Annotated in this window: 22 protein-coding genes; 3 read left to right on the plus strand and 19 right to left on the minus strand. The window is 47.9% G+C overall.

Features of this window, described 5'->3' with window-relative positions; all coding sequences use genetic code 11:
- The 14 genes from U5R06_10105 to U5R06_10170 form a co-directional block, all read right to left on the minus strand.
- A complete protein-coding gene (locus U5R06_10105) occupies window positions 1–2,361 on the minus strand; it encodes an endonuclease MutS2 (GenBank protein MDZ7723135.1) in 2,361 nt (786 codons plus the stop codon).
- 14 nt (window positions 2,362–2,375) lie between these two features.
- Window positions 2,376–2,969, minus strand: a complete 594-nt coding sequence (locus U5R06_10110; protein MDZ7723136.1) for a CvpA family protein — start codon at window positions 2,967–2,969, stop codon at window positions 2,376–2,378.
- A 94-nt stretch (window positions 2,970–3,063) separates the two neighbouring features.
- Entirely contained in the window at window positions 3,064–3,510 is a 447-nt protein-coding gene (locus U5R06_10115; GenBank protein MDZ7723137.1) for a GatB/YqeY domain-containing protein, read from the minus strand.
- 29 nt (window positions 3,511–3,539) lie between these two features.
- A complete protein-coding gene (gene rpsU / locus U5R06_10120; protein ID MDZ7723138.1) occupies window positions 3,540–3,734 on the minus strand; it encodes a 30S ribosomal protein S21 in 195 nt (64 codons plus the stop codon).
- 173 nt (window positions 3,735–3,907) lie between these two features.
- Window positions 3,908–4,246, minus strand: a complete 339-nt coding sequence (locus U5R06_10125; protein ID MDZ7723139.1) for a histidine triad nucleotide-binding protein — start codon at window positions 4,244–4,246, stop codon at window positions 3,908–3,910.
- Window positions 4,247–4,250: 4 nt separating this feature from the next.
- Window positions 4,251–4,979 carry an RsmE family RNA methyltransferase gene (locus tag U5R06_10130; GenBank protein ID MDZ7723140.1) on the minus strand — a complete coding sequence of 243 codons (729 nt, stop codon included), beginning with the start codon at window positions 4,977–4,979 and terminating at the stop codon, window positions 4,251–4,253.
- 5 nt (window positions 4,980–4,984) lie between these two features.
- Entirely contained in the window at window positions 4,985–6,301 is a 1,317-nt protein-coding gene (locus U5R06_10135; protein ID MDZ7723141.1) for a BamA/TamA family outer membrane protein, read from the minus strand.
- Window positions 6,302–6,303: 2 nt separating this feature from the next.
- Window positions 6,304–6,729: an ATP-binding protein gene (locus tag U5R06_10140; protein MDZ7723142.1), complete on the minus strand. Its 426-nt coding sequence runs from the start codon at window positions 6,727–6,729 to the stop codon at window positions 6,304–6,306.
- Between the two features lie 17 nt (window positions 6,730–6,746).
- Window positions 6,747–6,938 carry a hypothetical protein gene (locus U5R06_10145; protein ID MDZ7723143.1) on the minus strand — a complete coding sequence of 64 codons (192 nt, stop codon included), beginning with the start codon at window positions 6,936–6,938 and terminating at the stop codon, window positions 6,747–6,749.
- Between the two features lies 1 nt (window position 6,939).
- A complete protein-coding gene (locus tag U5R06_10150; protein ID MDZ7723144.1) occupies window positions 6,940–8,613 on the minus strand; it encodes a hypothetical protein in 1,674 nt (557 codons plus the stop codon).
- Window positions 8,610–9,281: a DUF502 domain-containing protein gene (locus U5R06_10155; GenBank protein MDZ7723145.1), complete on the minus strand. Its 672-nt coding sequence runs from the start codon at window positions 9,279–9,281 to the stop codon at window positions 8,610–8,612. The genes U5R06_10150 and U5R06_10155 overlap by 4 nt, the downstream gene beginning before the upstream one ends.
- Before the next feature lie 5 nt (window positions 9,282–9,286).
- On the minus strand, window positions 9,287–9,580 hold the full coding sequence (locus U5R06_10160; GenBank protein MDZ7723146.1) for a septum formation initiator family protein: 294 nt from the start codon (window positions 9,578–9,580) through the stop codon (window positions 9,287–9,289).
- Between the two features lie 52 nt (window positions 9,581–9,632).
- The gene (gene eno, locus U5R06_10165) at window positions 9,633–10,916 is read right to left on the minus strand and encodes a phosphopyruvate hydratase (protein MDZ7723147.1); all 1,284 of its coding nucleotides are present in this window, start codon (window positions 10,914–10,916) and stop codon (window positions 9,633–9,635) included.
- Window positions 10,917–11,053: 137 nt separating this feature from the next.
- A complete protein-coding gene (locus tag U5R06_10170; GenBank protein ID MDZ7723148.1) occupies window positions 11,054–11,875 on the minus strand; it encodes an energy transducer TonB in 822 nt (273 codons plus the stop codon).
- Between the two features lie 429 nt (window positions 11,876–12,304).
- Between U5R06_10170 and U5R06_10175 the strand changes: the two genes are divergently transcribed.
- Together U5R06_10175 and U5R06_10180 are read left to right on the plus strand one after the other, a co-directional pair.
- Complete coding sequence (locus U5R06_10175; GenBank protein MDZ7723149.1) at window positions 12,305–12,847, plus strand: T9SS type A sorting domain-containing protein; 543 nt, start codon at window positions 12,305–12,307, stop codon at window positions 12,845–12,847.
- Window positions 12,848–12,919: 72 nt separating this feature from the next.
- Complete coding sequence (locus U5R06_10180; GenBank protein ID MDZ7723150.1) at window positions 12,920–15,085, plus strand: hypothetical protein; 2,166 nt, start codon at window positions 12,920–12,922, stop codon at window positions 15,083–15,085.
- A gap of 28 nt (window positions 15,086–15,113) precedes the next feature.
- Here the strand turns inward: U5R06_10180 and U5R06_10185 are convergent, their stop codons facing one another.
- Both U5R06_10185 and U5R06_10190 read right to left on the minus strand, forming a co-directional pair.
- Entirely contained in the window at window positions 15,114–15,671 is a 558-nt protein-coding gene (locus U5R06_10185; protein MDZ7723151.1) for a cob(I)yrinic acid a,c-diamide adenosyltransferase, read from the minus strand.
- A gap of 21 nt (window positions 15,672–15,692) precedes the next feature.
- Window positions 15,693–16,574, minus strand: coding sequence for a hypothetical protein (locus tag U5R06_10190; GenBank protein ID MDZ7723152.1), 882 nt, complete (start codon window positions 16,572–16,574; stop codon window positions 15,693–15,695).
- Between the two features lie 180 nt (window positions 16,575–16,754).
- On the opposite strand from U5R06_10190, the gene U5R06_10195 reads away from it, so the two are divergent.
- On the plus strand, window positions 16,755–17,771 hold the full coding sequence (locus U5R06_10195) for a lysylphosphatidylglycerol synthase transmembrane domain-containing protein (protein MDZ7723153.1): 1,017 nt from the start codon (window positions 16,755–16,757) through the stop codon (window positions 17,769–17,771).
- A gap of 130 nt (window positions 17,772–17,901) precedes the next feature.
- Here U5R06_10195 and U5R06_10200 read toward each other — a convergent pair whose 3' ends face one another.
- From U5R06_10200 to U5R06_10210, 3 genes are all read right to left on the minus strand, one after another.
- Window positions 17,902–20,361 (minus strand): transporter substrate-binding domain-containing protein, encoded by a 2,460-nt coding sequence (locus tag U5R06_10200; protein ID MDZ7723154.1) that lies wholly within the window; start codon window positions 20,359–20,361, stop codon window positions 17,902–17,904.
- Window positions 20,362–20,600: 239 nt separating this feature from the next.
- Window positions 20,601–23,003: an SMC family ATPase gene (locus tag U5R06_10205; GenBank protein ID MDZ7723155.1), complete on the minus strand. Its 2,403-nt coding sequence runs from the start codon at window positions 23,001–23,003 to the stop codon at window positions 20,601–20,603.
- Entirely contained in the window at window positions 23,000–24,139 is a 1,140-nt protein-coding gene (locus tag U5R06_10210; protein MDZ7723156.1) for an exonuclease SbcCD subunit D, read from the minus strand. Before U5R06_10210 ends, U5R06_10205 begins: the two co-directional genes overlap by 4 nt.
- Between the last annotated feature and the right edge of the window lie 67 nt (window positions 24,140–24,206).

The following is a 24,206-nucleotide window of genomic DNA, read 5'->3' on the forward strand; positions in this document are numbered from 1 at the left end:
TTACCCTTTTTTGAGTTTAATGACAGTCACACCCGAATCACCTTCGTTCCAGTTGCCAAGCCGGTGACTTTGAACTCCGGGGTGCTCATCCAGATAGGGCAGAATTCCTTCACGTAACTTTCCGGTTCCCTTGCCATGAATAATGCTGACCTGGGATAAACCGCTCATCACGGCTTCATCCAAAAATTTACCCAGCACATCCAGCGCTTCTTCCACACGCATGCCCCGCAAGTCGAGTTCATGTTTAAAATTTGTATCCTGGAGATTATAACGGACCCGGGATTTTTTCTGTTTTGATTTGCCTTTACGGACGAGTTCGTTCACAGGGACATGTATTTTAATTCCCCCGTCTGTTTGCAGCATGACCTGGTTCTTTTTGTCCGGTTCTGATACGACGGTACCAAATCCGCCGGTTTTGATCCAGCGCGCATAATCACCCGGGCTTACATTTCCCGTCTGCTCCGGAGGTTCTGATGTGCTGACCTTTTCCTGAAGGTCTGCGATTTTCTGTTTTTGCTGATCGATGCGTTGTTTTGCAGAACGAATCGCCTCGCGTTCGGCCTGAGTTTCCCGGATTTCCCGAATAGCCTGTTCAATGGCGCTGTTAGAGTCCTCGAGAATTTTCTCAGCTTCCCGGGCGGCTTGTTTTTTTAACCGGTTTTTTTCCGATTCCAGCGTTTCTGCGCGCTCTTTGTACAGCTGCAGCTGTTCTTTATACTCTTTTTCCCGCAGTTCGGCTTCCCGGGTTGTCTTTTTATAATCCTGGATTGTATTTTCGAGATCGAGTATCAATCCTTCCAGTTTATCTTTAGTGGCGCCCACCAGTTCTCTGGCCCGGTCTATAAACGAGCCGGGAAGATGCATGCGCTCTGCGATTTCAAATGCATAGCTGGAGCCCGGTATTCCCATACGAAAATGAAAGGTAGAGGTCAGGGTTTGCGCATCAAATTCCAGTGATGCATTTTCAACGCCCTCGGTCTGGTAGGCAAAAGCTTTGAGCGGACTCTGATGTGTGGTGACGACGCTCAGGGCGCCGCGCTGTGTGAGGTGTTCGAGCAGTGCGATCGCCAGGGATGTGCCTTCCTCCGGATCTGTACCGGAACCGATTTCATCAATTAGCACCAGGTGCTGCTTGTCAGCATGCAGCGCAATGTTTTTCAAATGAGTCAGGTGCGATGAAAACGTGGACAGGTCCTGATCCAGGGACTGTTCATCCCCGATGCTTGCAAAAATTTGCGTCATAATTCCGATTTTAGAGTGCGGGAGCGCCGGTATATGCAGACCGCTCAGCGCCATGATGGTCAGCAATCCGAGGGTTTTCAACGAAACGGTTTTTCCCCCGGCATTCGGGCCGCTGATGATTACGGTATTAAATTGTTCACCCAGATTAATGTCCATGGGCACCACTTTTTTACTGCCCATACGGAGTAAAAGCAGGGGATGACGGCCTTGCGCAATGTGGATAACCGGATTTTCAGATATTTCAGGAGGGTTGGCCTGCATTTTAATAGATAAACGAGCCTTGGCGTAAATGAAATCAAGAATTCCTAAAGTTTCTACATTTGAGCCGAGTTCGTCATGTACAGCATGTATCTGATAGGATAATTTGTAAAGGATTTTTTCAATTTCATCTTTTTCCCGTATTTCCAGATCACGGATTCTATTATTGTCCTCAAGTACTCCAAGCGGTTCTATAAACAAGCTCGAGCCGCTGGCGGAGCGGTCGTGGATCAGTCCCTTTACTTTGCGCTTGTACTCTTCCTTGATCACCAGAACATGCCGGCCGTTGCGTACGGCCACTACATTTTCCTGCAGGGCGCCCTGTTGGGCCAGCTTGCTCATCATGGATTCGATTTTTTTTCGGGCCGAGGCTCGTGCCCGATTGATCTCGTGGCGGATTGCGGATAATTCCGGTGAGGCATTGTCCCTGACCGCTATAGTGGACAGATCAATGCAACGGCTGATCTCCCGTTCCACGTCGGACAAGTCGATCAATGTGTTCGTAACCTTGCCGAGTGTCGGGATTTTTTCCTGACGACTTTTGAAGAATCCTGTGATTTTACGGGATGAGAGTACACACTGGGCTACTTTGACGCACTCTTCCTCTTTCAGAAGGCTTCCTTCCACAGCAGCCCGTTTCAGAATACCGCTAATATCCGGGATTCCCTCAATCGGCGGCTCTTTATCATATTTTATAATATCACAAAGTTCGGACGTTTGATCCAGGGCTGTGTCTATGCATTGTTTCTCTTTTAGAGGAAGCAGAGCCTCTGCTTTTTCCCGTCCCTGAACCATTGTAGCGAGTTCGGCCAGATGTCTGCGGATATGATCAAATTCCAGAGTTTCGACTACAGATTCCAATGTAAACTTTCGCGTTATTCTTTCTGTTCTGTATTCCGTTTGCGCAGTGTTTCCACTTTTTCCTGAATGGTTTTCGATGTATCTTTTTGCATTTCAGATGACCGGTCGAGCATTCGTTCATAGAGCGTTTCCAGCTGGGGGACAAATCGTGTGAGCACATCTACGAATGCGGTGGAAAATCCATACAAGTACCGGTAGGAGATAGAGGTGTCGATATAAGGCTGAACCTTTTCCTGCGCCGGCGTGGAGGCGAGAATGATGAACACAATGCTGATCAGCAGACCTCCCTTGATTAATCCGGTGATACCGCTGAACAGCTTGTCCAGGAAACCGAATTCATTGGATTCGAATAACTGGGAAATCGCCATAAAGATCAGTTTCAGGATGACAGCGAGTACGATGAATCCGACGTATGTGCTTGCCATCGAGATATGTTCGATATGTTCGGCCATATAATCGCCTACCAGTGCGCCGAACCGCAAAGACAGCAGCAGAATAATTACCCACCCTGTCACTCCGCGCAGTTCCGCTGCAAATCCGCGTTTGATGCTCATCAGCACAAACAAAAGTAAAACAAGGGCGATAACTGCATCTAAAATGTAATTCATAGATCCCCCTCCTTTTTTAATAAAAAAAGAGTGAATAACATATACGGTATATATTATTCACTCTCGATTTTATTGCAGCACGTACCGGACAATACTATCCGCCCAGTTTATCACGTACCAGTTGATTTACTTGTTTTCCATCAGCACGTCCTTTGGCTTGCTTCATCACAAGAGGCATCACCTTGCCTAAATCTTTAACAGATTCAGCGCCGGATTCCCGGATCGCATCAACAACAATAGATTCAAGTTCCTCGCGGGCCAAGGGCCGGGGCAGGTAGGTCTGGATAATATCCAGTTCCCGTTGTTCCTTTTCCGCCAAATCATCTCTTCCCGCATCGGTATACGCCTGAATGGATTCTTTTCGTCGTTTTGCCGCGCTGGAGAGCACTGCGATTTCGTCATCCTCGCTCAGTTCCTTGCCCTGATTGATCGAAGCGTTCTTGAGCTCATTGCGCATGAGACGAATAGCGGACAGACGTTCGCTGTCTTTGGCTTTCATGGCTTCTTTCATGTCCTGGGTAAGCTGATCTAAAATGCTCATCAGAGTCTCCATTCGGTCAAATACAAATGCTATCTCTGCATAGCCTGCAATTTACGCATTTTACGGCGTGCAGCATTCATTTTACGACGGCGCGCTTCACTTGGTTTTTCATATTGCTGATGCTTTTTAATATCAGACATCAGACCCGACTTTTCGCAGGATTTTGTGAAACGTCGTAATGCTCTTTCAAAGGATTCGTTATCACGAATTCTAACTGCTGGCAAAGTAATCAACCTCCTTTCGCGTTTTGATAGTATCTAATCTTAAAATATAACCAAATTTTATACGAAAATCAAGATAAAACTTTCGTTTTACAGGCCTTTTCTTTTTAACGGATTTTAATCCTTTGTGTTCCTTTGCATTTAAACAAAATCAGAACAATCATTCCCGATATCTGTTAACCGGGAGGCCACTGCATCCGGCGGCCGCCCAGCAAATGACAGTGGATATGAAATACGGCCTGGCCGGCGTCCTTATTGCAGTTGAATACAAGCCGGTAGCCGTTTTCAAGTCCTTGCTGTTTGGCAAGATCCTTTGCGGCTAAAATCACCCTGCCGATGAGCTCTGCGTCCGGTTCGGCCAGATCGTTGGTGGTGGCGATATGTTTTTTCGGGATAATCAGGATATGAGTGGGCGCCTGTGGAGAAATGTCACGGAACGCCAGAACCTGTTTATCCTCATAAACGATATCCGCCGGTATTTTTTTTTCAATGATATCACAAAAGAGACAAGACATGGTGTTATCCTCCTTGTAGTTCACCGTTTGCATAAAGTATTTGAATGATGCCGACCATTGCGGCGGTTTCGCTGCGCAGTCTGCGCGGGCCCAGACTGAGCGGTATGGCGTGCTTTTCCAGCGCCAGAGAATATTCCTGTAATGTGAATCCGCCCTCCGGTCCGATCAACAGAGCACAGCGTTTGGGTGCATCAGGTTCCATCGCGGGAGAAATCTCGGAGGCTGAGGTTTCGTGTGCAATATAGTTGATATCGTCCTGATTATGATCGAAAAACGTTTCCAGCGAGCAGGGCGGTAAAATATTCGGACAGCGTGAACGGCCGCTCTGTTTCATAGACGCAAATGCTTTTTTCCGCCAGCGCTGCAGACGTGACGACGGATCCGCAATGCACCGTTCCGTCAAAAGCGGTTGAAAACAGGACACCCCGATTTCCGTGCCTTTTTCAACGACCCAGTCAAAATGACTGCCTTTGGGGACCCCCTGTGCCAGTGTTAGAAAAAGCGCGGGTTCGCCCGGATTCAGGTGGGTTTCTTCCCGTTTGGCAATGACCTGGTCCTGTGTGATATTTAAAATAGGTCCGCTCACCACCCGACCTCTGCCGTCTGCGGCCGAGAGCGGGTCGCCGATGTGTTTCCGCATCACCCGGGCAGCGTGACGCGCTTCCTCATCCACCAGAATAAACGTGTTTTCCGAGATATTCCCCGGATCAACGTAAAATTGTTCAAAATGCATTCGCTTCAAAACGCAACTCCCAAATCAAGTATCCATTCGTCTTGATGGTCGGTATTCAGCGCATATTCAAGACGAAGCACCTCTGCATAAGGGATACGGGCAGCGAGCCCGATTCCAAATCCGGTGAGAAACGCACTCCTGAAAAACGCCTGATCCTGCATCCACACACTGCCTGTATCATAAAAAACTGTGCCATTCAGACCCAGGGGGAGATCCCGGGAATAGTGCCCTAAAATTTCGTCAGATTCTCTTAGACTGATATAGCGCACCGGAATGATCGGAAACCGGATTTCCGCGCTGGCCAGCACCCGATTTTCGCCTTCGCGCTGTTCAGTGAAATGACCGCGGATGCGTTCCTCATAGCCCAAAAAGGTACGCGAAAACACCGGGACGCGGCCAAAACTGGTTTTGCCGGCCGTTCGAAACGCAAATGTCAAATCACCCCAACTGAGGTACGCGCGCATATCCGTGCCTGCATAGCTGTAATCTACATCTTTCCAGGGGGTCATAGACACGCTGGCATTCAAATAACATCCGGATGACGGGTACTGTATCAGATCACGGGTGTCCCATGTCATGCTTACCCCAAAAGAAATGGTGTTCATACTGCGGGCAGAACCGGGGAGCAAATATTGATACTCATCAGGGTATTCAAGATGGTTGAACGCATAAAGAACAGATGTGTAAAAATGATGTCCCCAGCGTTTGCCCAGGTATCCCTTGACGCCCCGGTGGTGTTCGTGAAAATTGTATCTCGAGAGACCATCACGGGTTGTATGCAGATTTTGACTTTTGATCTTTAACGTGTAAATGTTCATGTTGGCATACAAATTCAGAGAGCCCGCAAACCAGGGTATGCTGTATTTAATATCAAATCCCGGATTGAATCCCAGCCAGCCACTGGCAATCAGATCGTGATTGAGTCCATGCATATTGTCGTGCAGCACTCCCAATCCAAACGACCATTTTTTCCATGATTTTTCATTCCGCAATAACAGAGGTATCGGAAATATGTACCAGCGTTCATTTACGGTAATCATAATCGTAACCGAGTCGGGACCGGACTGAAAAACATCCGATTGCACTCTGGAAAACAACTGCAGGCTCCGGATTCTGTCAAGGTCCTTGTCCAGAGTGGACGCAGAATAGGGTGTGCCGATGCGGCTTTTCATTTCCCGCAATATAACCCGCTCCCCGGTTTTTTCGTTCCCTACGATCAAAATGTCTTCAATACCCAAACCGGTGAGTGAATCAGGTTCGGCGCTCTGGATTTGACTCAAGCCTGTTAAAATTACAAAGAAAATAAAAGTTGTTTTCTGCAAGATCATTCGCGAGTTAATGTTTTGGATAAAATAATTGTCGTGCCTGTTTTATTAAATTCAAACCGGACATCATCCATGAGCTGTTTAACAATAAAGATTCCCCGTCCGTTTTCTTTTAACAAATTATTAGGATGCAGCGGATCATCCAGATTTTCCGGATCAAACCCGTTGCCTTGATCGGTAATGCGTATCGTGATGTTATTGCCGGATATGGAAAATTGAATGAAAACTTTTTTTGAAGGATCTTGTTTGTTGCCATGGCGGATGGCATTGTTCACGGCTTCGGTGACTGCAATGGCGCAGTTCACAATCTGGTTTTTATTCATTCCCTGTTGCCGGCAGAACGCTTCCAGTTTCTCCTCAACTCTGTGTATTTCTTTTACATCAGAAGGAATTTCCAGTTTTAATTGTTGTTTACGACTGCTCACATTGCATCCTTACCTTGTCAGAATAGCCAATTCAAACCCGTTTCTATATTATTGATATAATACTCATTTTTTCGAAAAGTTACCTTGTATCTCACAGCGTCCATAAAAAACTGTAGACTTGATGTGGGACGATAGGTGACACGCATGATCGGGCCGATACTGAGATAGGTGTCGCTTTTATCCTTTAATGTGCCGCCAACCGGATTCACTTTATGCCGCCATTCTTCCCGCTTGTGTATACTGAAAACCAGGCGCGATATGTATATACCCTAATTTCTTATATTTCAGGTAAAAATGCAACCATTGTTTTCGCCGGGTTACAAGTATTTTTTCCGTCCAGTCCTTCCAGAAAAGCTGTCCGTTTTCTTCCAACTGCAATCTATAGTCCAGACTCAGAGACGTATGCGGAAAAATTTTCCATAGCAGAGAATCCTCTACTGCGAATTTACGAAATACAAAGCTGCGGGTGGCCGGTGTCTTATCCTCAAAATCGTAATCGACATAATTGGACAGCACTTCAAAGGATTGATGAAAAACAAGCGAAGGAAAAGGCTTCCAGCGGAGTGACGGCTTTAGCCGCAAAATCCGGTTCCAGTTGTTGTCTGCGCTGCGCTCACCAAAAATATAAACCATATGATAGAGGTTTACACTGGCGAGCAAGTCGATGGCAAACAGTTCGTTAAATACGTGTGAATAGAGCAGCCGTGAATTGATACGCAGTTCATCCCGGTCATCGAAATTTTCTTCATCCGGCGTGTCGTACTGATATTTGCTGATGGAAAGTACGGTTTCAAGGGTGTCTTTGGGTGAAAATGCGGCGTCCAGACGCGAGTTGAGTCTAATACGCGAACTTTTATTGTCCGGGGTGATAAAGGCCGTCCGCTGAGAGAACGGATGATCCTGTTTTTCGATATTCAGATCGTAACGCTGTTCCTGAAGATAATGCGACAGTGTAAAGTGCCCCTTTAACCAGGGATGATCCAGTCTCAAGGTGACATCATTGGCAAGCCGTTGGTCTGTGCGTTTGCGGCTGCGCGATTCCAGGGTTTCTCCAAATTGTTTGACCTCGACATCCCGGGTGGTGAATGCGGTGTTCACGCGCAAATCCGCCAATTCAGAAATACGATAAAACAAATCGTTTTCCAAACCGCGTTCGTATTGACGCTGGCTTTCAATATCCTGGTTAAGGGTGACGTAATTGTCATGTCGTTCCTGGTTGACAAATACTGTCAGTGAATCGGATGCAAAATCTGAAAACTGCCGACCCACCAGATAATTGACGTTCAAATCACGGTTGCGTCTTGTTTTATACCGCTCTTCCTGGATTGAAAAGGCCAGATCATTGTTGTATTCCTGCCAGTTCAGATTTTTTCCTTCCAGCCGGACGGCATAGGTGGCCCCCTTGTCATCGTGTTTCAGTTTGTTGTCCCATTTGGGACCAGCCGTGGCATAGCCGCGAAAATAGCGCCCGGGATCGTAAACCAGCCCCATTCTTGTCCGGTGAGTGCGAACATCATTATTAAATCCGGATTGATTGTCCGTATACAGCACGGATGATAGATCTGATACCAGCATCCAATCGCTGCCAAGACCATATTGCAGACCGAATGTGAGGGTCTGGTCATCCTTCCATTTGTTCTGGTTGCGACTGCTCTGAAGCATCGAAGATCTGAATGTCTCGGTGATATGAAACCCCAGTCGGGAATTGACTTTTTTACTGTAATCCAGGCCGATATTCCAGAGATAGGTGTTGAATTCCTGCTGCATACCCAATGACAGCGTATGCCGGGAATGGGGAAAGACCGGGATGCGGAGCGATTGAGCTGGACTTAGTGTCAGCAATCCCAATAGCAGGGCAATGATATATAATCGTACAGATATCACACGTTGGGCTTACCATGGTTTGCTGAATGGGGTTGCGCATTTGGGGGCAATTCCTGCGGCGTCACGCTTCCACCGCTGATGACCAATTTTAACGCTTCTTCTACAGATATGTTTAAAACGTGAACATCGGTTTTTGGAACAAACAGTAGAAATCCAGAGGTCGGATTCGGGGTTGTCGGGAGAAAAATACTGTACATATCCTGATCGCTCAGAATGTCTTGCACCAGTCCGCGCGTATTCTGGGTGATGAATCCGATCGAATAAACACCGCGGCGCGGATATTCAAACAACACGGCTTTTTTAAAGGTTTCGCTTTTTTCAGAAAGAAAGGCGCTGCTGATTTGATCGAGTGTGCCGTAAATATGGCGAATGACCGGAATTCGGTGAAGAATGAACTGGCTGAGCTGAGCGATTTTTTTGCCGAAATAGTTGGTGATTACAAATCCGGTGGTGAGAACGATCAGCGCCAGTGTTAAAAATCCTAGACCCGGAATGATCACGTTTCTCGCCGGCTGGTTGAATACATCTAAAAGAAGGCGGCTGATGTGTTCATTTAGAACGCCGTCCAAGCGCAGGAACAGCCAGCTTACAATATAAAACGTCAGCACAAGTGGCACGATGAACAACAGCCCGGCAGCAAAGTATTTTCTCAGAGTTTTGATGATCATCCGGTTTAATCACGAATATTAATAATAATTTCATCCGGTTCGGCGTATCCGGCTTTAATGGCTTCCTGTTTGATTCGGGTCAGATCGTGTTTGAGTCGATCGATGTCCTGCTGCAATTCTTTTTGTTTTTCCCTGGCATTTGCGATTTCTTGCCGCAGGTCCCGATTTTTCATAGTCAATCGATATTGACGGATGAATCCCATGCCTTGATCAAACACCAATGTGTACAAGATAAACAGTATACCGAGGGTGAGCAAAAATTTGGGATTGAATAAGAAACGTTTCAGGGTATTCATCATCCCTCCTGAAAAAAAAGAGACCCCGGCCGCAGCCGGGGTCGAAATACAGCGATTATTTTACTTTTTCATATCCGTATATGGCTTCTTCGCCCAGTTCTTCTTCGATGCGCAAGAGCTGGTTGTATTTGGCCATGCGGTCGGAGCGACTCATTGATCCGGTTTTGATCTGTCCGCTGTTGGTTGCAACTGCGATATCAGCGATCGTTGCATCTTCAGTTTCACCGGAGCGGTGAGAAGTAACCGTGGTAAATCCGGCGCGGTGCGCCATTTCAATGGCATCCAGCGTTTCAGTGAGGCTGCCGATCTGATTGACTTTGATCAGAATTGAATTGGCAGACCCTTCCCGGATACCGCGGGCCAGATACTCAACGTTGGTCACGAACAGGTCATCGCCGACCAGCTGGCATGTGTCGCCGATTTTGTCGTTCAATACTTTCCATCCGTTCCAGTCGCCTTCATCCATGCCGTCTTCAACGGAATCGATCGGGTATTTGCCCACCAGTTCGGCAATATAGTCGGCCTGTTCTTCCGAGGAGCGTTTCTTGCCTTTATCACCTTCAAAAAGGGTATAATCGTATACACCGTCTTTGTAAAATTCAGAGGCGGCGCAGTCCAGAGCGATGGTCACGTCGGTGCCGGGTTTATAACCGGCTTTTTCAATCGCTTTGATAATGCTGTCCAGCGCGTCTTCTGTCCCGTCCAGCCCCGGGGCAAATCCGCCTTCATCGCCGACAGATGTGTTCAGACCGCGGTCTTTGAGTACTTTTTTCAGGTTATGAAACACCTCTGCGCCGACGCGCAGGGCTTCTTTCAGCGAAGGAGCGCCGACCGGTCGAATCATAAATTCCTGAAATGCGATGGGTGCATCGGAATGAGAACCGCCGTTGATGATGTTCATCATCGGAACAGGCAGATGTTTGGCATTGGTGCCTCCGATATAACGGTACAACGGCATTCCCAATGCCTCAGCCGCTGCTTTTGCCGTGGCCATAGAGACACCCAGAATGGCATTGGCGCCCAGTTTGCTTTTGTTCTTGGTGCCGTCCAGTTCCAGCATATATTTATCAATGCCGACCTGATCGATGGCGTCCCAACCCACGATCTCTTTGGCAATCAGATCATTCACATTGGCGACCGCCTGGGTAACGCCTTTGCCCAGATAACGGTTTTTATCACCGTCGCGAAGTTCAAGGGCTTCGTTTTCACCGGTGGATGCGCCGGAAGGCACGGCTGCCCGCCCGGTTACACCGCATTCCAGTGTCACTTCAACTTCAATGGTTGGATTGCCGCGCGAATCCAGTATTTCTCGTGCATAGACATCAACGATGGTTGTCATCGTTCCTCCTCTATAGTTGTTTTGATTTTCAGGTTTGTACAAACTGTAATAATATAATGCAAAATCAGTAAAAATGAAAATTAAATCTTAAAAGTAATGGCAGGCATTACTCTCCAGCGCCTTCCTTTAAAGCGGCCTCATTGTCTAAACTCTGAACGCAATGACAGATGATTGTTTTCGAGCTCGCTGATCCGCTGATCGAGAAATTCTATAATTTTATCCTTGCGCTCCTGGATTCTGGGAATATCGCCCTCATAGTCAATGACCTTTTGCTTGAATACTGTTATAAACTGCAGCAGACGTGATTTGACATCATTGTAACGCGCACTGGACGGATACCGGTAAAGATAATCTTTCAGGACGACAAACGGAAGCGGTATCACCTCTTCCAAAGACTGCCAATCATCGTAAACCGGATCGGATACAAGTTTTTTCAGCCGATGGTTTATCCGCGGGCTTTTATCCAGTGAAAGAGAACCGGCCAGATTTAACGATGCATCATATAGTTCCTCGAGCGCTTTTTCCCGCTTGTAAGAGTCGCTTGTTTTTGCAATACGCTTGTGCAGCAAATGAATCTCTCGCAGCCACTTTTCCTGAGCAAAGGGCGTTTTATCCAGTTTATAATTCAGACGAAGCAGCGTCCAGGATGGGATGGGGGCATTGTCTTTTTGTGCGGGTATATATTTGACTTTGCGGCCAAATTCCATCGCAGCGCTGTCCAGGTCTGCATAACCGGAAGAGGACTGGATTTCGAGACTTTTGATGGCGCTGTCTTGACTGATATATACGGCCAAGACCACCTCACCTTCGCGTTCATCCATCTGAGCGCCAAGGGGATATTCAAGAGGCGGCATGTCTTTTATATGGGCTTTTTGAAAGGTTGTGGCGCAGCCAAACATAAAAACGGATGCCAAAATGGCCGTAACGATTAATGGACAGAGAATCGAGCGGTTTAACATAATAATATCTCCTTGTGTTTCACTTTTCTTGGTTCTGTCAGGAATCAGAGAAAAGCGGGGGCATACTGCCGGCATCAAAATAGTGGAGAAAGATTCATCTGCGGTGGTCTCGTTGTATCCTGAACGTTTATTTTTATAACAGCAAAAGACTGTGAATAATCCCAAATCGTACACATTGCCGGGGATAAATTTTTTGAATATTTACCCTGTCGCCGTTGTTTTCATTTACAGATTTGATTTCAGGGCTGAATCCGGTTTTAGTGTGGAAAACTCTTTGTGTGTGCTGATAAATATTCGCACCGGTAAAAGATAATAGAGTTGTAACTATAATAAATACAGTTCCGTTTTTTAGCGGAAAGCTGGTATTATTTTTGTATCTTTTGGTGGAAACCTCAATATGGTGAATTTTATGATCAGATGGGCCATGACATGAGTATTTATTGTTCTGATCATAATATGTGTGTTGCTGAATATCAGACAGGAATGAGTCGGGTTGGATTGTTGTCCGATTCTGCAGCGTTCAAGCGGTTTTATTTTTATCCGGGTGGGGTGGGGGTGGGCAGGGAGTTCTCAGAAAATTATGGAATTTCTAAATGGTCAATAGGTGAAGGCGGGGCAGGCGCCCGGGCTGTTTTGACGTTTGCGCGAATCAACGGTGAAGAGTTTGGAGAGTTTGTCAGTACTGTCGGTATGCGGAAAAATCCTTTGATCTTTGAGCTCGGACAAAATTACCCCAACCCGTTCAATTCAACAACCTTTATCGAATTTAATCTCCTATCATCTTCTCAGATCACATTGACAATCTATGATATGACAGGAAGAGTAGTTGACAGGGTATTGGATGAATATAAAAGTCAAGGTCATTACAGCATGAAATGGACTGCGCCTGGCGCATTGGCGAGTGGGGTGTATTTTTATCAATTGCAATCTGCGAGGCAATCTAAAATTAAGAAATTTGTTTATTTGCAATAAGGTCACGCGCTGGTATCGGCGATTTTAGTTTGTGAGAACATGTACAGTTTCATTCTCAATGATGAGGTTGTTATGAAAAAGAACAAAACAGAGCAATTGGAGTTTGAGCTTGCCTATTTGGCGCGGCTCACGCGTGCCGGGATCAAACCCCTCAGCCGCTGGGAAAAGACGCTGACGCCGAATCAGGTCGAGGCTCTGGAATCCCTCAAGCTGAAAGTGGCGCATGTTTCGAGGCGTTTGGATACCGGTGATATCTGTACAGAGTCTGTATTTTCGCATTCAGAAGGTTCGATCGATCTGTATTTGTCCGCGTTTGAAGGCAAACCCGTGCGCAAAAATCCGGTTCATCGCCGGATGGAGGGAATGCTGTTTGGATTTCCGTCCTGCTGCATTGAGCACTATATTGTGCATGGGTATGCACCCAATGATCTGGAGAGCCATGAACAGGAGCTTTTGTTTCATTGGGCGTGTCCGCATTGTGAGTTGACGCGCAAGCTGCTGCCGCTGTATCGGCAGACCTTTGAGTCCTGTAAAAAAATGCAGCATATCCCGGAGCGGGCGCGATCCAACCGGTCGTTCCTGAAACAAACTTGTGCCGCGGTCACGGCTCTGTCCGTCCTGGTGAGCGGCGCCGCGCTGTTAATGCCGCCTGCGGTCCAGTCCGCCCCTCGGGATATCGACCTGCATCATCTTGACCTGCCGGACGATATGGATCAGGATCAGGATTTCCTCAATGATAATTATGAAGTCATATGCGGCACAGAACCGGGTAATCCGGATACAGATGACAACGGAAAACTCGATGGAATTCAACTCGCGCAACACCTCGCTGCTGTCCTGGACAGCCTGCCGCACACACCGCAGAAAAATCGGCCCTATATCAATGATTTTGAGCTGCGGGGACTGGAAACCTGTTCCATTTGTCAGGAAACGGTTAATATGGGATATGCGCAGATTGTGAATCCGCTGGAGCATCTTTCCATCGAGACACCTTATCTGTCTCTGCATCATTTTCTTTCTCACGGCAGTTTCGCCTATGAGGGTGATGTCCATGGCAAAGGCTATGTCAATGCGGGGCTGCTCTGCAAAGTCGCAGCCGGACGCGGCGGATCGCACATCACCATTGTTGAGCCGGATGCTGATGCAGATGGGCTGCCGGATTCCGAGGAAATGTTCTGGGGTAATGATCTTCAAAATCCGGATACTGACAACAATGGAAAACCGGATGGTGAACAGTTGGCACTGCGCTATGCACAGGAAATAAACAGTCTCGGCAGAAACGCGTCTCACGATTCCGTTTATGTTGAGGAGTACAAAATGCGCGGTGTGGTCATGTGTCCGCATTGCGGTCAGTCCGTCAATATGGGATATATGCAGGTGATCAATCCGCTGCGCAAGGATTCGCTGCGCGTGTCGTATCTCCAGCATCATTTTTTCAGCTGTGGCAGTTTTAACAGTCCCGGAGAAGCGGATTCTCTGCTGACACCGCACCGGCTGCGCGATATTTTGTCGACAGCATCCGATCTGCATCATCTGCCGGTTATTCCGGATGCTGATAAAGATGGTTTGACGGATGAAGAGGAAAGCCAATTGGGAAGGATGATCTATGATCCGGATGAGAATATGAACGGTGTGCCGGACGGCGCTGACCTGGCTGCCGATCTTGCTGCACAATTGAATGCACTGCCGGATTCCGGTTCCGGTGTATACGTCACCCACCATGAAATGTGGGGACTTGAGACCTGTCATATCTGCGGTGAAACCTTTAATATGGGCTACCTGCAGGTTGCCCATCCGGCGGATGAGACTCTGGTTGATATTCCCTATATCGGATTGCATTATATGCAGCACGGATCGTTTTCCTACCACGGTACCGTCAACAGTGGACGCGTTTCATTGAGTGATCTTGTGAGTCTTTTGTCTCTGAATACGTCTGTCGAGGACGACAAGACACAGACATCGCAAGCTTTTACTCTGAAACCCGCTTTTCCGAATCCCTTCAACTTGGCGGTTTCAATTCCCTTTTCGGTTCAAACCGAACAATCCGTCCGCATCCGTATATTGTCCGCGACCGGTCAATGTATACGCGAGTTGGCCAATTCCCGACGGTCCGGTGATCAGCGACTTGAATGGGATGGAACGGATGAGCAGAGTCGGTCGGTTCCCTCCGGGACCTATATCATTTCATACCGGGTTGGAAATCAGAGGCGGTATCAGACTGTTACGCTGATAAAGTAGGATTTTTGCAGAGGCGGCGGGATGATGATTATTCTGCTTCCGGATGAGCATAGTCAATGCCGTTTTTAAATTCTTCATAGCGGGCCAGCAGAAATAACAGGTCGGACAATCGGTTGAGGTAGGGGAGGATATAATTATTTTCCAGCGGCTCTTCGCCGTCAAGTTCCACGATCCGGCGTTCGGCCCGGCGAACAATGGTGCGTGCAATGTCAATATCCGCGGAAACGGGTGACTGGCCGGGCAGATAGAATTTCATGGGCATTTCTATATTGTCTTCAATAAACGTGATGCATGTGTCCAGGTATCCGAGCTGTTGATTCGTGATGATCGTTTTTAACTGATCACGTTTGTCCTCCGGACACGCCAGTTCCGAGTTCAAGAGATACAAATGGTTCTGAAGCGTACGCAGTGTAGTGCATATATAGGGGATGGAGGTGACAGATCGCGCCCGTCCGAGGAACGCGCCCGCTTCATCCAGGGTGCCGTACGCTTCCGGTCGCACATGGTATTTTCGCACTCGCGTATTGTCCAGCAGTCGGGTTTCTCCATGGTCACCGGTGCGGGTGGTGATTGATTTTCGAGGCATACGACTCCTTGTCTTTAGGATTTATACTGAATCATTTTCTGATATTAAAGTTGAGCTGTTATCTTGCAGAAATATTCCGTAAAGCAGGTCGCGCAGACTGACCGTGACGGTCTGATTGAAAAAATCAGCGATACATTTCATCATGACGGCGCCGGGTAAAACAAGTCCGGCGCGTTCCGGATGCAAACCGGTGAGAGAACGCCGTAAAGAGACAGGCAGGCCTGACAATACGGTGACCAGTTCTGCGAGGTTCCCCGCAGACAACCGGGTATGATGCGCCTGCAATGCATCGGTCAGCGGGAGTTTTTTATGAATCATAGCCAGGGTAGAGACAGTTCCGCCCAGGCATAACAATGTGTCGGGTGCAGCCGGAGATTCGATCTGTTCAAGCTGGTGCTTACACAGAGTTTTTATTCGTTCCAGATCCTGTGCGCAGGGTGGATCGTTCTGAATAGTTGCAGCAAAACGCTGGCTGCCCATCTCCAGACTGTACACAGAACTGATTCTACCTGCGTACGCATGTATCATTTCTGTACTGCCGCCTCCCATATCCACAACCCACAGACTGCCGACGGGATCGATATCGCTGAGAGCTCCTAAAAAAGACAGGTTTGCTTCCTGCTCTCCCGTTAAAACCCGGCAGGAATATCCGGTTTCACGTCTGATCGACTTTAAAAAAGCCTGTTGATTTGCCGCGTCCCGCGTAGCGCTGGTGGCAAACAGCCTCACATCACTGACTGCATGCGCCCGGATCAGATCCATATAAAACCGTAGCGCCGAAAGAACGCGCTGCATGGCCTCTTTTGACAATTCGCCGGTGTCCGAACGCCCTGAACCGAGACGGGTGAGGGTTTCCCGGGTCTCTATGGTTGAAATCCGGTTTTTATCACGTTCAGCAATCAACAACCGGGTCGAGTTGGTTCCTATGTCGATTGAAGCTGCAAGTATATACGGGAGCGATTTTTTTGAAAAAAACAGTGATATTCCAATAAAAAATCAGTAACTTTTTGTTTGCAAAATATATCAATCTTTTTATGTAGAATCAAGAGTTTTACAGATACAGAATTATTAAAAGGAAAACCAATGAAACGATATCTGTCGAACTGGAAGCTGTGGCTGGGTATTGCGTTCAGCGCATTTTTTCTGTTTTTATCTTTCCGCAAAGTTGATTTTGCTCGTATGGGAGATGCATTTCAGCAAATGCATTTTTGGATGATCATTCCGGCTGTTGCGCTGATGTTTTTCAGTCACTGGCTGCGGGCATTGCGCTGGAAGTTTCTTGTCGCGCCGCTCAGTCAGGTGAATTTAAAAGTTTTGTATTCGTCTCTTCTGATCGGATATATGGCCAATACATTTTTGCCCGCTCATCTGGGCGAGTTTATCCGTGCCTATATGGTCGGGAAAAAACATCACGTGCACGGCGGTTCTGTTTTCGCCACCATTGTCGTCGAACGCATTATTGATATGTTTACTCTGCTGATTCTCATGGCGTTGACTCTAATTGTGTTTCCGTTTCCGGACTGGGTTAAACAATCGGGGATTATCGCATTTTTGGGAATCCTGTTGCTGTTTTTGTTCCTGGTATTTGCCAAATTCTACCGGGATCGGTCCCTCAAACTTGTCAAATATCTGCTTACCCCGTTTCCGGACACTTTTGGCGATAAAATAATTGAGCTGCTGAATTCTTTTGTTGATGGTCTGGTGGCGCTGAAAAACTGGAAACATTATCTGGCTGTCATCGTCCTGTCCCCGTTAATCTGGTTGTGCTATATGCTCATCTTTCAAATCGGATTGCAGGCTTTTGAATTTGTGTCCCAATACAACCTGCCCTGGACAACCGCTCTGGTGCTGCAGGTGATCACCACGATCGCCATTGTGGTGCCGTCTTCTCCGGGATACGTGGGAACGTATCATTTTCTCTGTCAGATTTCTCTGGCGTTCTTTGCGGTTCCCAAGAGTGAAGGACTCACCTTTGCCATTGTGCTGCACGCTATCAATTTTTTTCCGGTGTTGGTTGTGGGATTGGTTATGATTTTTCTGCAAGGACTGAATATCAGGCGTCTGCAGGAAAATGCAAAACAAGGCGATGCTGGCGTCTGATATTGATCCGGATACATACAATTTGTAAAAGCCAAATCGTTAGATTTGGCTTTTTTTATTTCTGTAAGAATGGAAAAAAACGGGAATCAATAAAAAAGCCCGATCCTGAAAGACCGGGCTTGATATTCGTTTAATTGGCGCTGCTTGACGCCTTGAGAACGTTTCGTATTTCTCCATCCAGCCGTTTAATAGAGAACGGTTTTTGAATAAAAGAAATATCCTGCAGCAGATCGCCCCGGTCTGACAACTGATCATCCGTGTAACCGGACATAAAGATAATTTTTATCTGTTTGTCTTTCTCCCGCAGCTGCTGGGCCAGTTCCTTGCCGTTCATGATCGGCATGATGACATCGGTGAGGACCAGATCGATTTTCTTGTCGCTTTCCTCGTAGACAGCCAGAGCGGATTTCCCATTGTCCGCTTCGATGATGTTATAACCGAGGTTACGCAACACAGAGCTGTTGAATTCCCGGACTTCTTTGTCGTCCTCGACCAGGAGAATGGTTTCCTGACCACCCTGTACCGGTTTTTCCACAGGTTGCTTTTTCTCTTCGAGTTTCTCTTTGGAAACCGGCCAGAAAACCTTGACGCTGGTACCCTGTCCGGGGGTGCTGTCAATCAGGATGTTGCCGTGATTCTGTTTGATAATGCCGTATACAGTGGCCAGACCAAGTCCCGTGCCCCTGCCTTTTTCTTTGGTTGAAAAGAAGGGATCAAAGATCTTGGGCATGGCGTCCGGTTCAATACCGACACCGGTGTCATTGACCGCGATGACCACATAGTCACCTTTGGGCATATCGGCTTCCATCACACTCTGGACTTCAGCTTTGGACGCCATTCGCGACTGAATGGTGATGCTACGCTCTTTGCCGTCTTTGACGTCTTCAACCGCGTCGTTGGCATTCATCGTCAGGTTATAGAGAATCTGTTCGAGCTGGTTGGGGTCTGCTTTGATCGGAACTGTGTCCTTGGCAAGCATAAAATCAAGCTCGGTATGATCATCAAGCAGGCCCTGAACCATATTTTTAAAAGAGTCGAGAGTTTCATTGACATTCAGCGCTGTTGCCTGGTGATACTGACGGCGGCTAAAAGCCAGCAATTTGGAGGTCAGGTCTTTTGCGCGGTTGCCGGAGGTCATGATACGCTGCATGCTTTTGCGCGCCCGGTGTGATTCATCCAGCTGCATCAGCACCATTTCAGCGTGACCATTGATCACGGTCAGGATATTGTTAAAGTCATGCGCGATGCCGCCGGCCAGTGTTCCGATCGCTTCCATTTTCTGCATCTGCTGCATTTTTTCCTGCATGCGTTTGCGTTCGGTAATGTCACGCAAAATACTTTGCTGGGCATAACCGTCCTTGTATTTAACATAGGAAACCGAGGCTTCCAGATCGATTTCATCACCGGCTTTGGAAAGACCGGTAAATTCGTAATTGGGTCCGACGTTTTTTCCGGATGAAATATCCTTTTCACGTTGTCCGATCAGATCGCGGCTCTGCGGAGAGACGAGCTGCCTGAAATCAAAATGATCAGCGTATAGTTCATTCTCGCTGTATCCGAATATAGATTTGAATTTTTGATTAACGATCTCGATCTTGTTATTAAAAATAAGGTAAATGGCATCGTTGGAATTTTCGATCAAAGAACGGTATTTGCGCTCACTGTCGCGCAGTTCTTCTTCAGCCGATTTACGGGCCTGAATTTCTTTTTCCATCCGCTGGGTTCTCTGGGTCACTTCCTTTTTAAGATTGAGCGACCAGAACGCCCAGATAACGAGTACCATAATAATACCGATATTGATCCAGATCCAGGTCTGGGTTTTTGCCCAAACGCTCTTGGATGGCTCGATATCAAACCACTTGTTATAGATCTCATCATAGCGCCCGTTTTCTTTCAACGCCTGGATGCCGGCATTGATGTTTTGAAACAGGGCGTTATTGCCTTTTTTAATGGCGATAAAATACTGATTTTTTTCAAATGTGCTTCCTGTGGTCTTGATTTCATCCGCCATACCGTGAGTCGTCAGATAATGCAATCCCGGCATTTTGCGCCACAGCACACAGTCATATTCACCCCGTATCAACGCATTGAACGCTTTTTGCGGGTCCTCTTCCATGGTGATGTCTGTGGCGATTTGACTGTTGTTGAGAAAATTGACCATCATCTGGCTTTTCTCTACCAGCACTTTTCTGCTTTTGATGTTCAGCAGAGAACGGATTTTAGAATCATTTCTGACAAAAATAACGTGGGCCACCTGGACCAGCGGATCCCCGAAATACGCATATTCTTCCGCCTCACGCGAAGAGTACATACCGGTCACGCCGTCAATGCGTCCCCGTTCAAACTCGTGTTTTACCTGATACCATGGCTCCAGTTCAACGCGAAAATTGAAATCCTGTTCTTCTGATATTGCCTTTAGAATTTCAATGTTAAAACCATCAGGCTGTCCGTCTTTGTTGATAAATTCGTACGGTGCATTGTTGGTTCGACCTTTGAATTGATAGGTTTGCGCGTCCGCGGAACCGGCAGCGATTCCCATAAGAAGAATGCTGGCAAGAACTAATCCGAATATGCTTTTTAATACTTTCACCGTATCACACTCCATATTACATTTACCATATACCCTGACAACATAATGTCCATTTTTAATGAAAAAAGCAAGTATAAAGTTTAAAAATGACTGCATTTACTGAGGTTTTGTCCCATTTTTACAACGGCTGTGGAAAGAATGGGGACAAAACAGCGCAATTTTACCGTGCAAACAGGCGCTGCAGTATAATGCTGCAAAAACTTGACCGAAGGGGTTCAAGTTTGGCAGACGAATGTAAATCAGGCGAGCACGCGTACAGAGCTGGTCTGATGGTCATCTGCGCTGACCTGAAAGATAGCGGGCAGCATATCCTGAATACTGTCAATATGCGTAATGATGAGGATCTGCCGGAACTGAGAGGAAAGGTAAGAAAGCGCATTTAAAATTAATTCGCGTCGTTCTGTGTCCTGAGACCCGAATATTTCGTCCAGAATGATAAAGTTGATCGGTGCGCCGCCGCTGCGTTCCGCCACCACCTGGCTGATGGCGATACGCAGACACAGGTTGGTCAGGTCCTGCTCACCGCCTGAAAACCGTTCGAGCAGATGCGGAATGTTGCCGTCAAACAGACGGATGGTGTAATCTTCGTCCAGTTCCAGGGTGGTATAGCGCGACAGGGTGGTGAGTTTGATCAGTTCCGATGCGCGCGCCGCGATAAACGGACGCACCCGTCCGGCCAGATGCAGGCGAAACCGGCCAAAGTGTTCATCCAGAGCGTTCAGATAGCTGATATCCTCCCGAAGAACGTCAATTTCTTTCAATCGCTGTTTTTGTTCCTGGATGTCCTGCTCGGTGTTTTCGATCCGGCTGGCCAGAACCGCGCTTTTTTCCTTCAAATCATTGAGCGTTTCTATGGCTTTGTCGCGTTCCGCGGCCAGCTCATCAACCCGCCGTTTTTTCTGTTGAAATCTCTCTTCATCATAATCAAGGGCCTTTCGCTCGGATTCAAGCTCTGACAGGCGTGTCTCCAGGTCTCGAATCGTCTTGCGGTTTTGCGTGATCTGTTCCTCAAGTACAGGCTTGCGTTTTACACGTTCCTGCAGCTGGATCACGGTCTGCTGAATACGCTGCAGTTCTGTGCACTCTGTGTTGATTTCTTCATGCAGCTCTGCATCATAATCAATATCTTTAGCCTGAATAATCCGCTGCAGCTGCTGCAGCAGCGTTTGATTGCTGGCCAGCCGTTTGTTGATGTCACCGGCCTGCTGTTTGGCCTGTTCAATGCGTGACAGATCTACCGATAGCCCTTCGAGCTGCCGACGGGTTTCGTCCAGTTTTTGCTGACAATCAGATTCTCCGCTTTGCGCTGCTGTTTCAGTCTGTTTGGCGGTTTTATAGTCCTGACGCAGCTGTTTCAGTTGCTTTTCGTGGTCCTGTGTCACCTCTTCAAAGTGGTTGCCGAGCTTTTGCGTGCACACCGGACAGGGACTGTCCGGTCCCAGTTTCCGGATCTCGTCCAGTTTGTTCGAAAGTTCTTTGCCGCGGAATTCAGCGGTTTTGAGATCAGCATGCGCCTGTTTGACTTTTTCCCGCCATTGCGCCAGTTCGGTCTCAAGCTGTTGTTTGTCCCGGTTGAGCTTTTGTTTGCGTGTCAGTAAATTTTCCTGCGTTTCCAGTTCCGGATTCAGCCGCTCCAGTTCGACCTGATCTTGCTTGACAAGATCCTTCAGGTGGGTCTGTTTTTCCCGCTTGATCTGCAGGTCATTGTAACGCTTATAGTCCGCATCCAGAGTTTCCTTTTTTTTCAACAGGCCGGGCAGCGGTTCGATGCGGGTTTGCAGCGGCGCCAGGTCCTCTTCGGCTTTTTTGATGTTCGCCAGCTCGTCTTGATTGGTTTTTAAAAATTGTGTCTGATCTTTAATGCGCTGCTGTGCGGATTCGATCCGGGAAGTAACATTCTGAAATTTTTCTCTCAATTCGGCAGCGCTGTCATATTCCTGCTGCGCTGTTTTATGGGCATGGTTCACGCGCCCGACCGCTTTGTTTTGTTCAGACAGGTTTTCGTCGGTTTTCGATTTTTCCGTTTTTAGGAGTTTGAGCCGTTGTTTCAGATCGACCATGTCCTTGAGACCGGACTGCATACCCTTGAGAGTGCTCTGTTTGTCGTTGCGATCGCGGCGGACCTGGTCGCGCGCCCGGTCAATCTGGTCGATGTTGATCAGCCGGTTGATGGTCTGGCGTCTCTGCTCCGGCTGCAGAGACGCCAGTTTGGCCAGTTCTTTCTGTTTGGCAAACACCGAAGCAGTGAAGGAGCGATAGTCCAGTTTCAGCAGTTGTTCGATGAATGCATTCACGCCGCGGTCCTGTACAGCCTGAGGCTCGTCAATGCCGGTCCGGTAGACCGCGGATTCGCTGATCGCGTTTTTGCCCTTGAGTTTGCGTATGATCCGGTACTCGGCGCCGCCGTATTCAAAGATCATTTCAGCAGAACAGTCTTTTGACGTGTCCACATGTTGTGAGCGTATATCATTTTTATCCGTGCGCACAAACCGGTTTCCGTACAATGCCCAGCTGATGGCTTCCACCAATGTCGATTTGCCGCTGCCGTTGCGGCCGATAATGCCGATCACGGTTTCCGGAAGATCAATGTCCAACTGCTCAAAACGTCTATAGTTTTCAAGTTTCAGGGACTTTATGATCATGGCTGTTCCGGATTTTCTGTTGCTTGTTCCACGGCGTCCAGATATTCGCCGCCCAGACGGCAGAGTCTGTCGGCATTGAATTCACCCGATGTGTGCTGCTGCAGATAACGTTCAAACTCGACCGGCAGAGACTCGATGCGCGTCTCGCCCGCGGAGGTGCCGTTTTGCTGCTTTTTGCTCATCTGTTTTTCCAGTACAAATGCTGACTTGAAGAGTTCATCAATTTGACGCATATCCAGTTTGACAAATGCGTCGTGTTCGATCTGTGTCAGGTTGATCTGCACAATGGCGTCTTTAATATCCGATTCGGCCAGAGTTTCCAGCTCCTGATAAATTCGGGTGGAGGTCAATCCTGAACAGTCCAGGGGACTGAATTTGCGCATGCTGCGCGTCGGCAGGGGTTGAAAATCGTAGGTCGCCTTGTCAATATCGACCGCAAGAAAACCGCATTCAGCCTGGTGTTCGTTCAGACTGGTGCGTTCGGTGGACCCGCAGTAAAAAGTATGATCTTTGACCCGGAGGTGACGGTGATAATGTCCCAGCGCTGTATAATCGAACTGCAGGCCGCGCAGGGTTTCGATATCCGGGATGATCTGTTCGTTGAATTCACCCATACCGTATCTGCGCTTGCCGGCCCAGGCGCCGTGCGCGATCAGTATATTGGCGGCGGCCTGCGGTCGAATTTCGATATCCTGAATGGCCTGTTTTAGGTCTTCGGACAGCGAACAGTGCGGCAGACAGTGAAAGTCCGTGTCTCCCAGGCGAAAGCGCTCGTAGCGGCTGCTATAGGCGGCGTAGACATGCGGAAAAAGATTCAACGGTTCAAAGATGGAGCCGGTTAACCGAATGCGCGGCGTCTCATGGTTGCCGGCGGTGAGAATTACCGGGATTTCCGCATCATTCAGCTGCTGGATGCTCTGCATGGCTGTGTGGATGGCGCGGTTGCTGGGCCGGGGGGTATGGAACAGATCTCCGGCGTGTACCACGACGTCCGGTTTGAGGCTTAGAATTTGCTCAATAGCGGTCTGCCAGGATCGGTAAAAATCCTGCTCCCGCTGGTTCAGGCCGCTCTCGCTGTCGACTTTGTGATATTCGGAAAATCCCAAATGGGTGTCGGATATATGGACAAGTTTCATAATGTGAAACATAAGAAAAAAACGTTGAATTTACAACAGTTATCCGTGCAATCGGGGCTCAAAAAAG

This window comes from candidate division KSB1 bacterium (genome assembly GCA_034521575.1).
GTDB lineage: Bacteria > Zhuqueibacterota > Zhuqueibacteria > Residuimicrobiales > Krinioviventaceae > JAXHMJ01.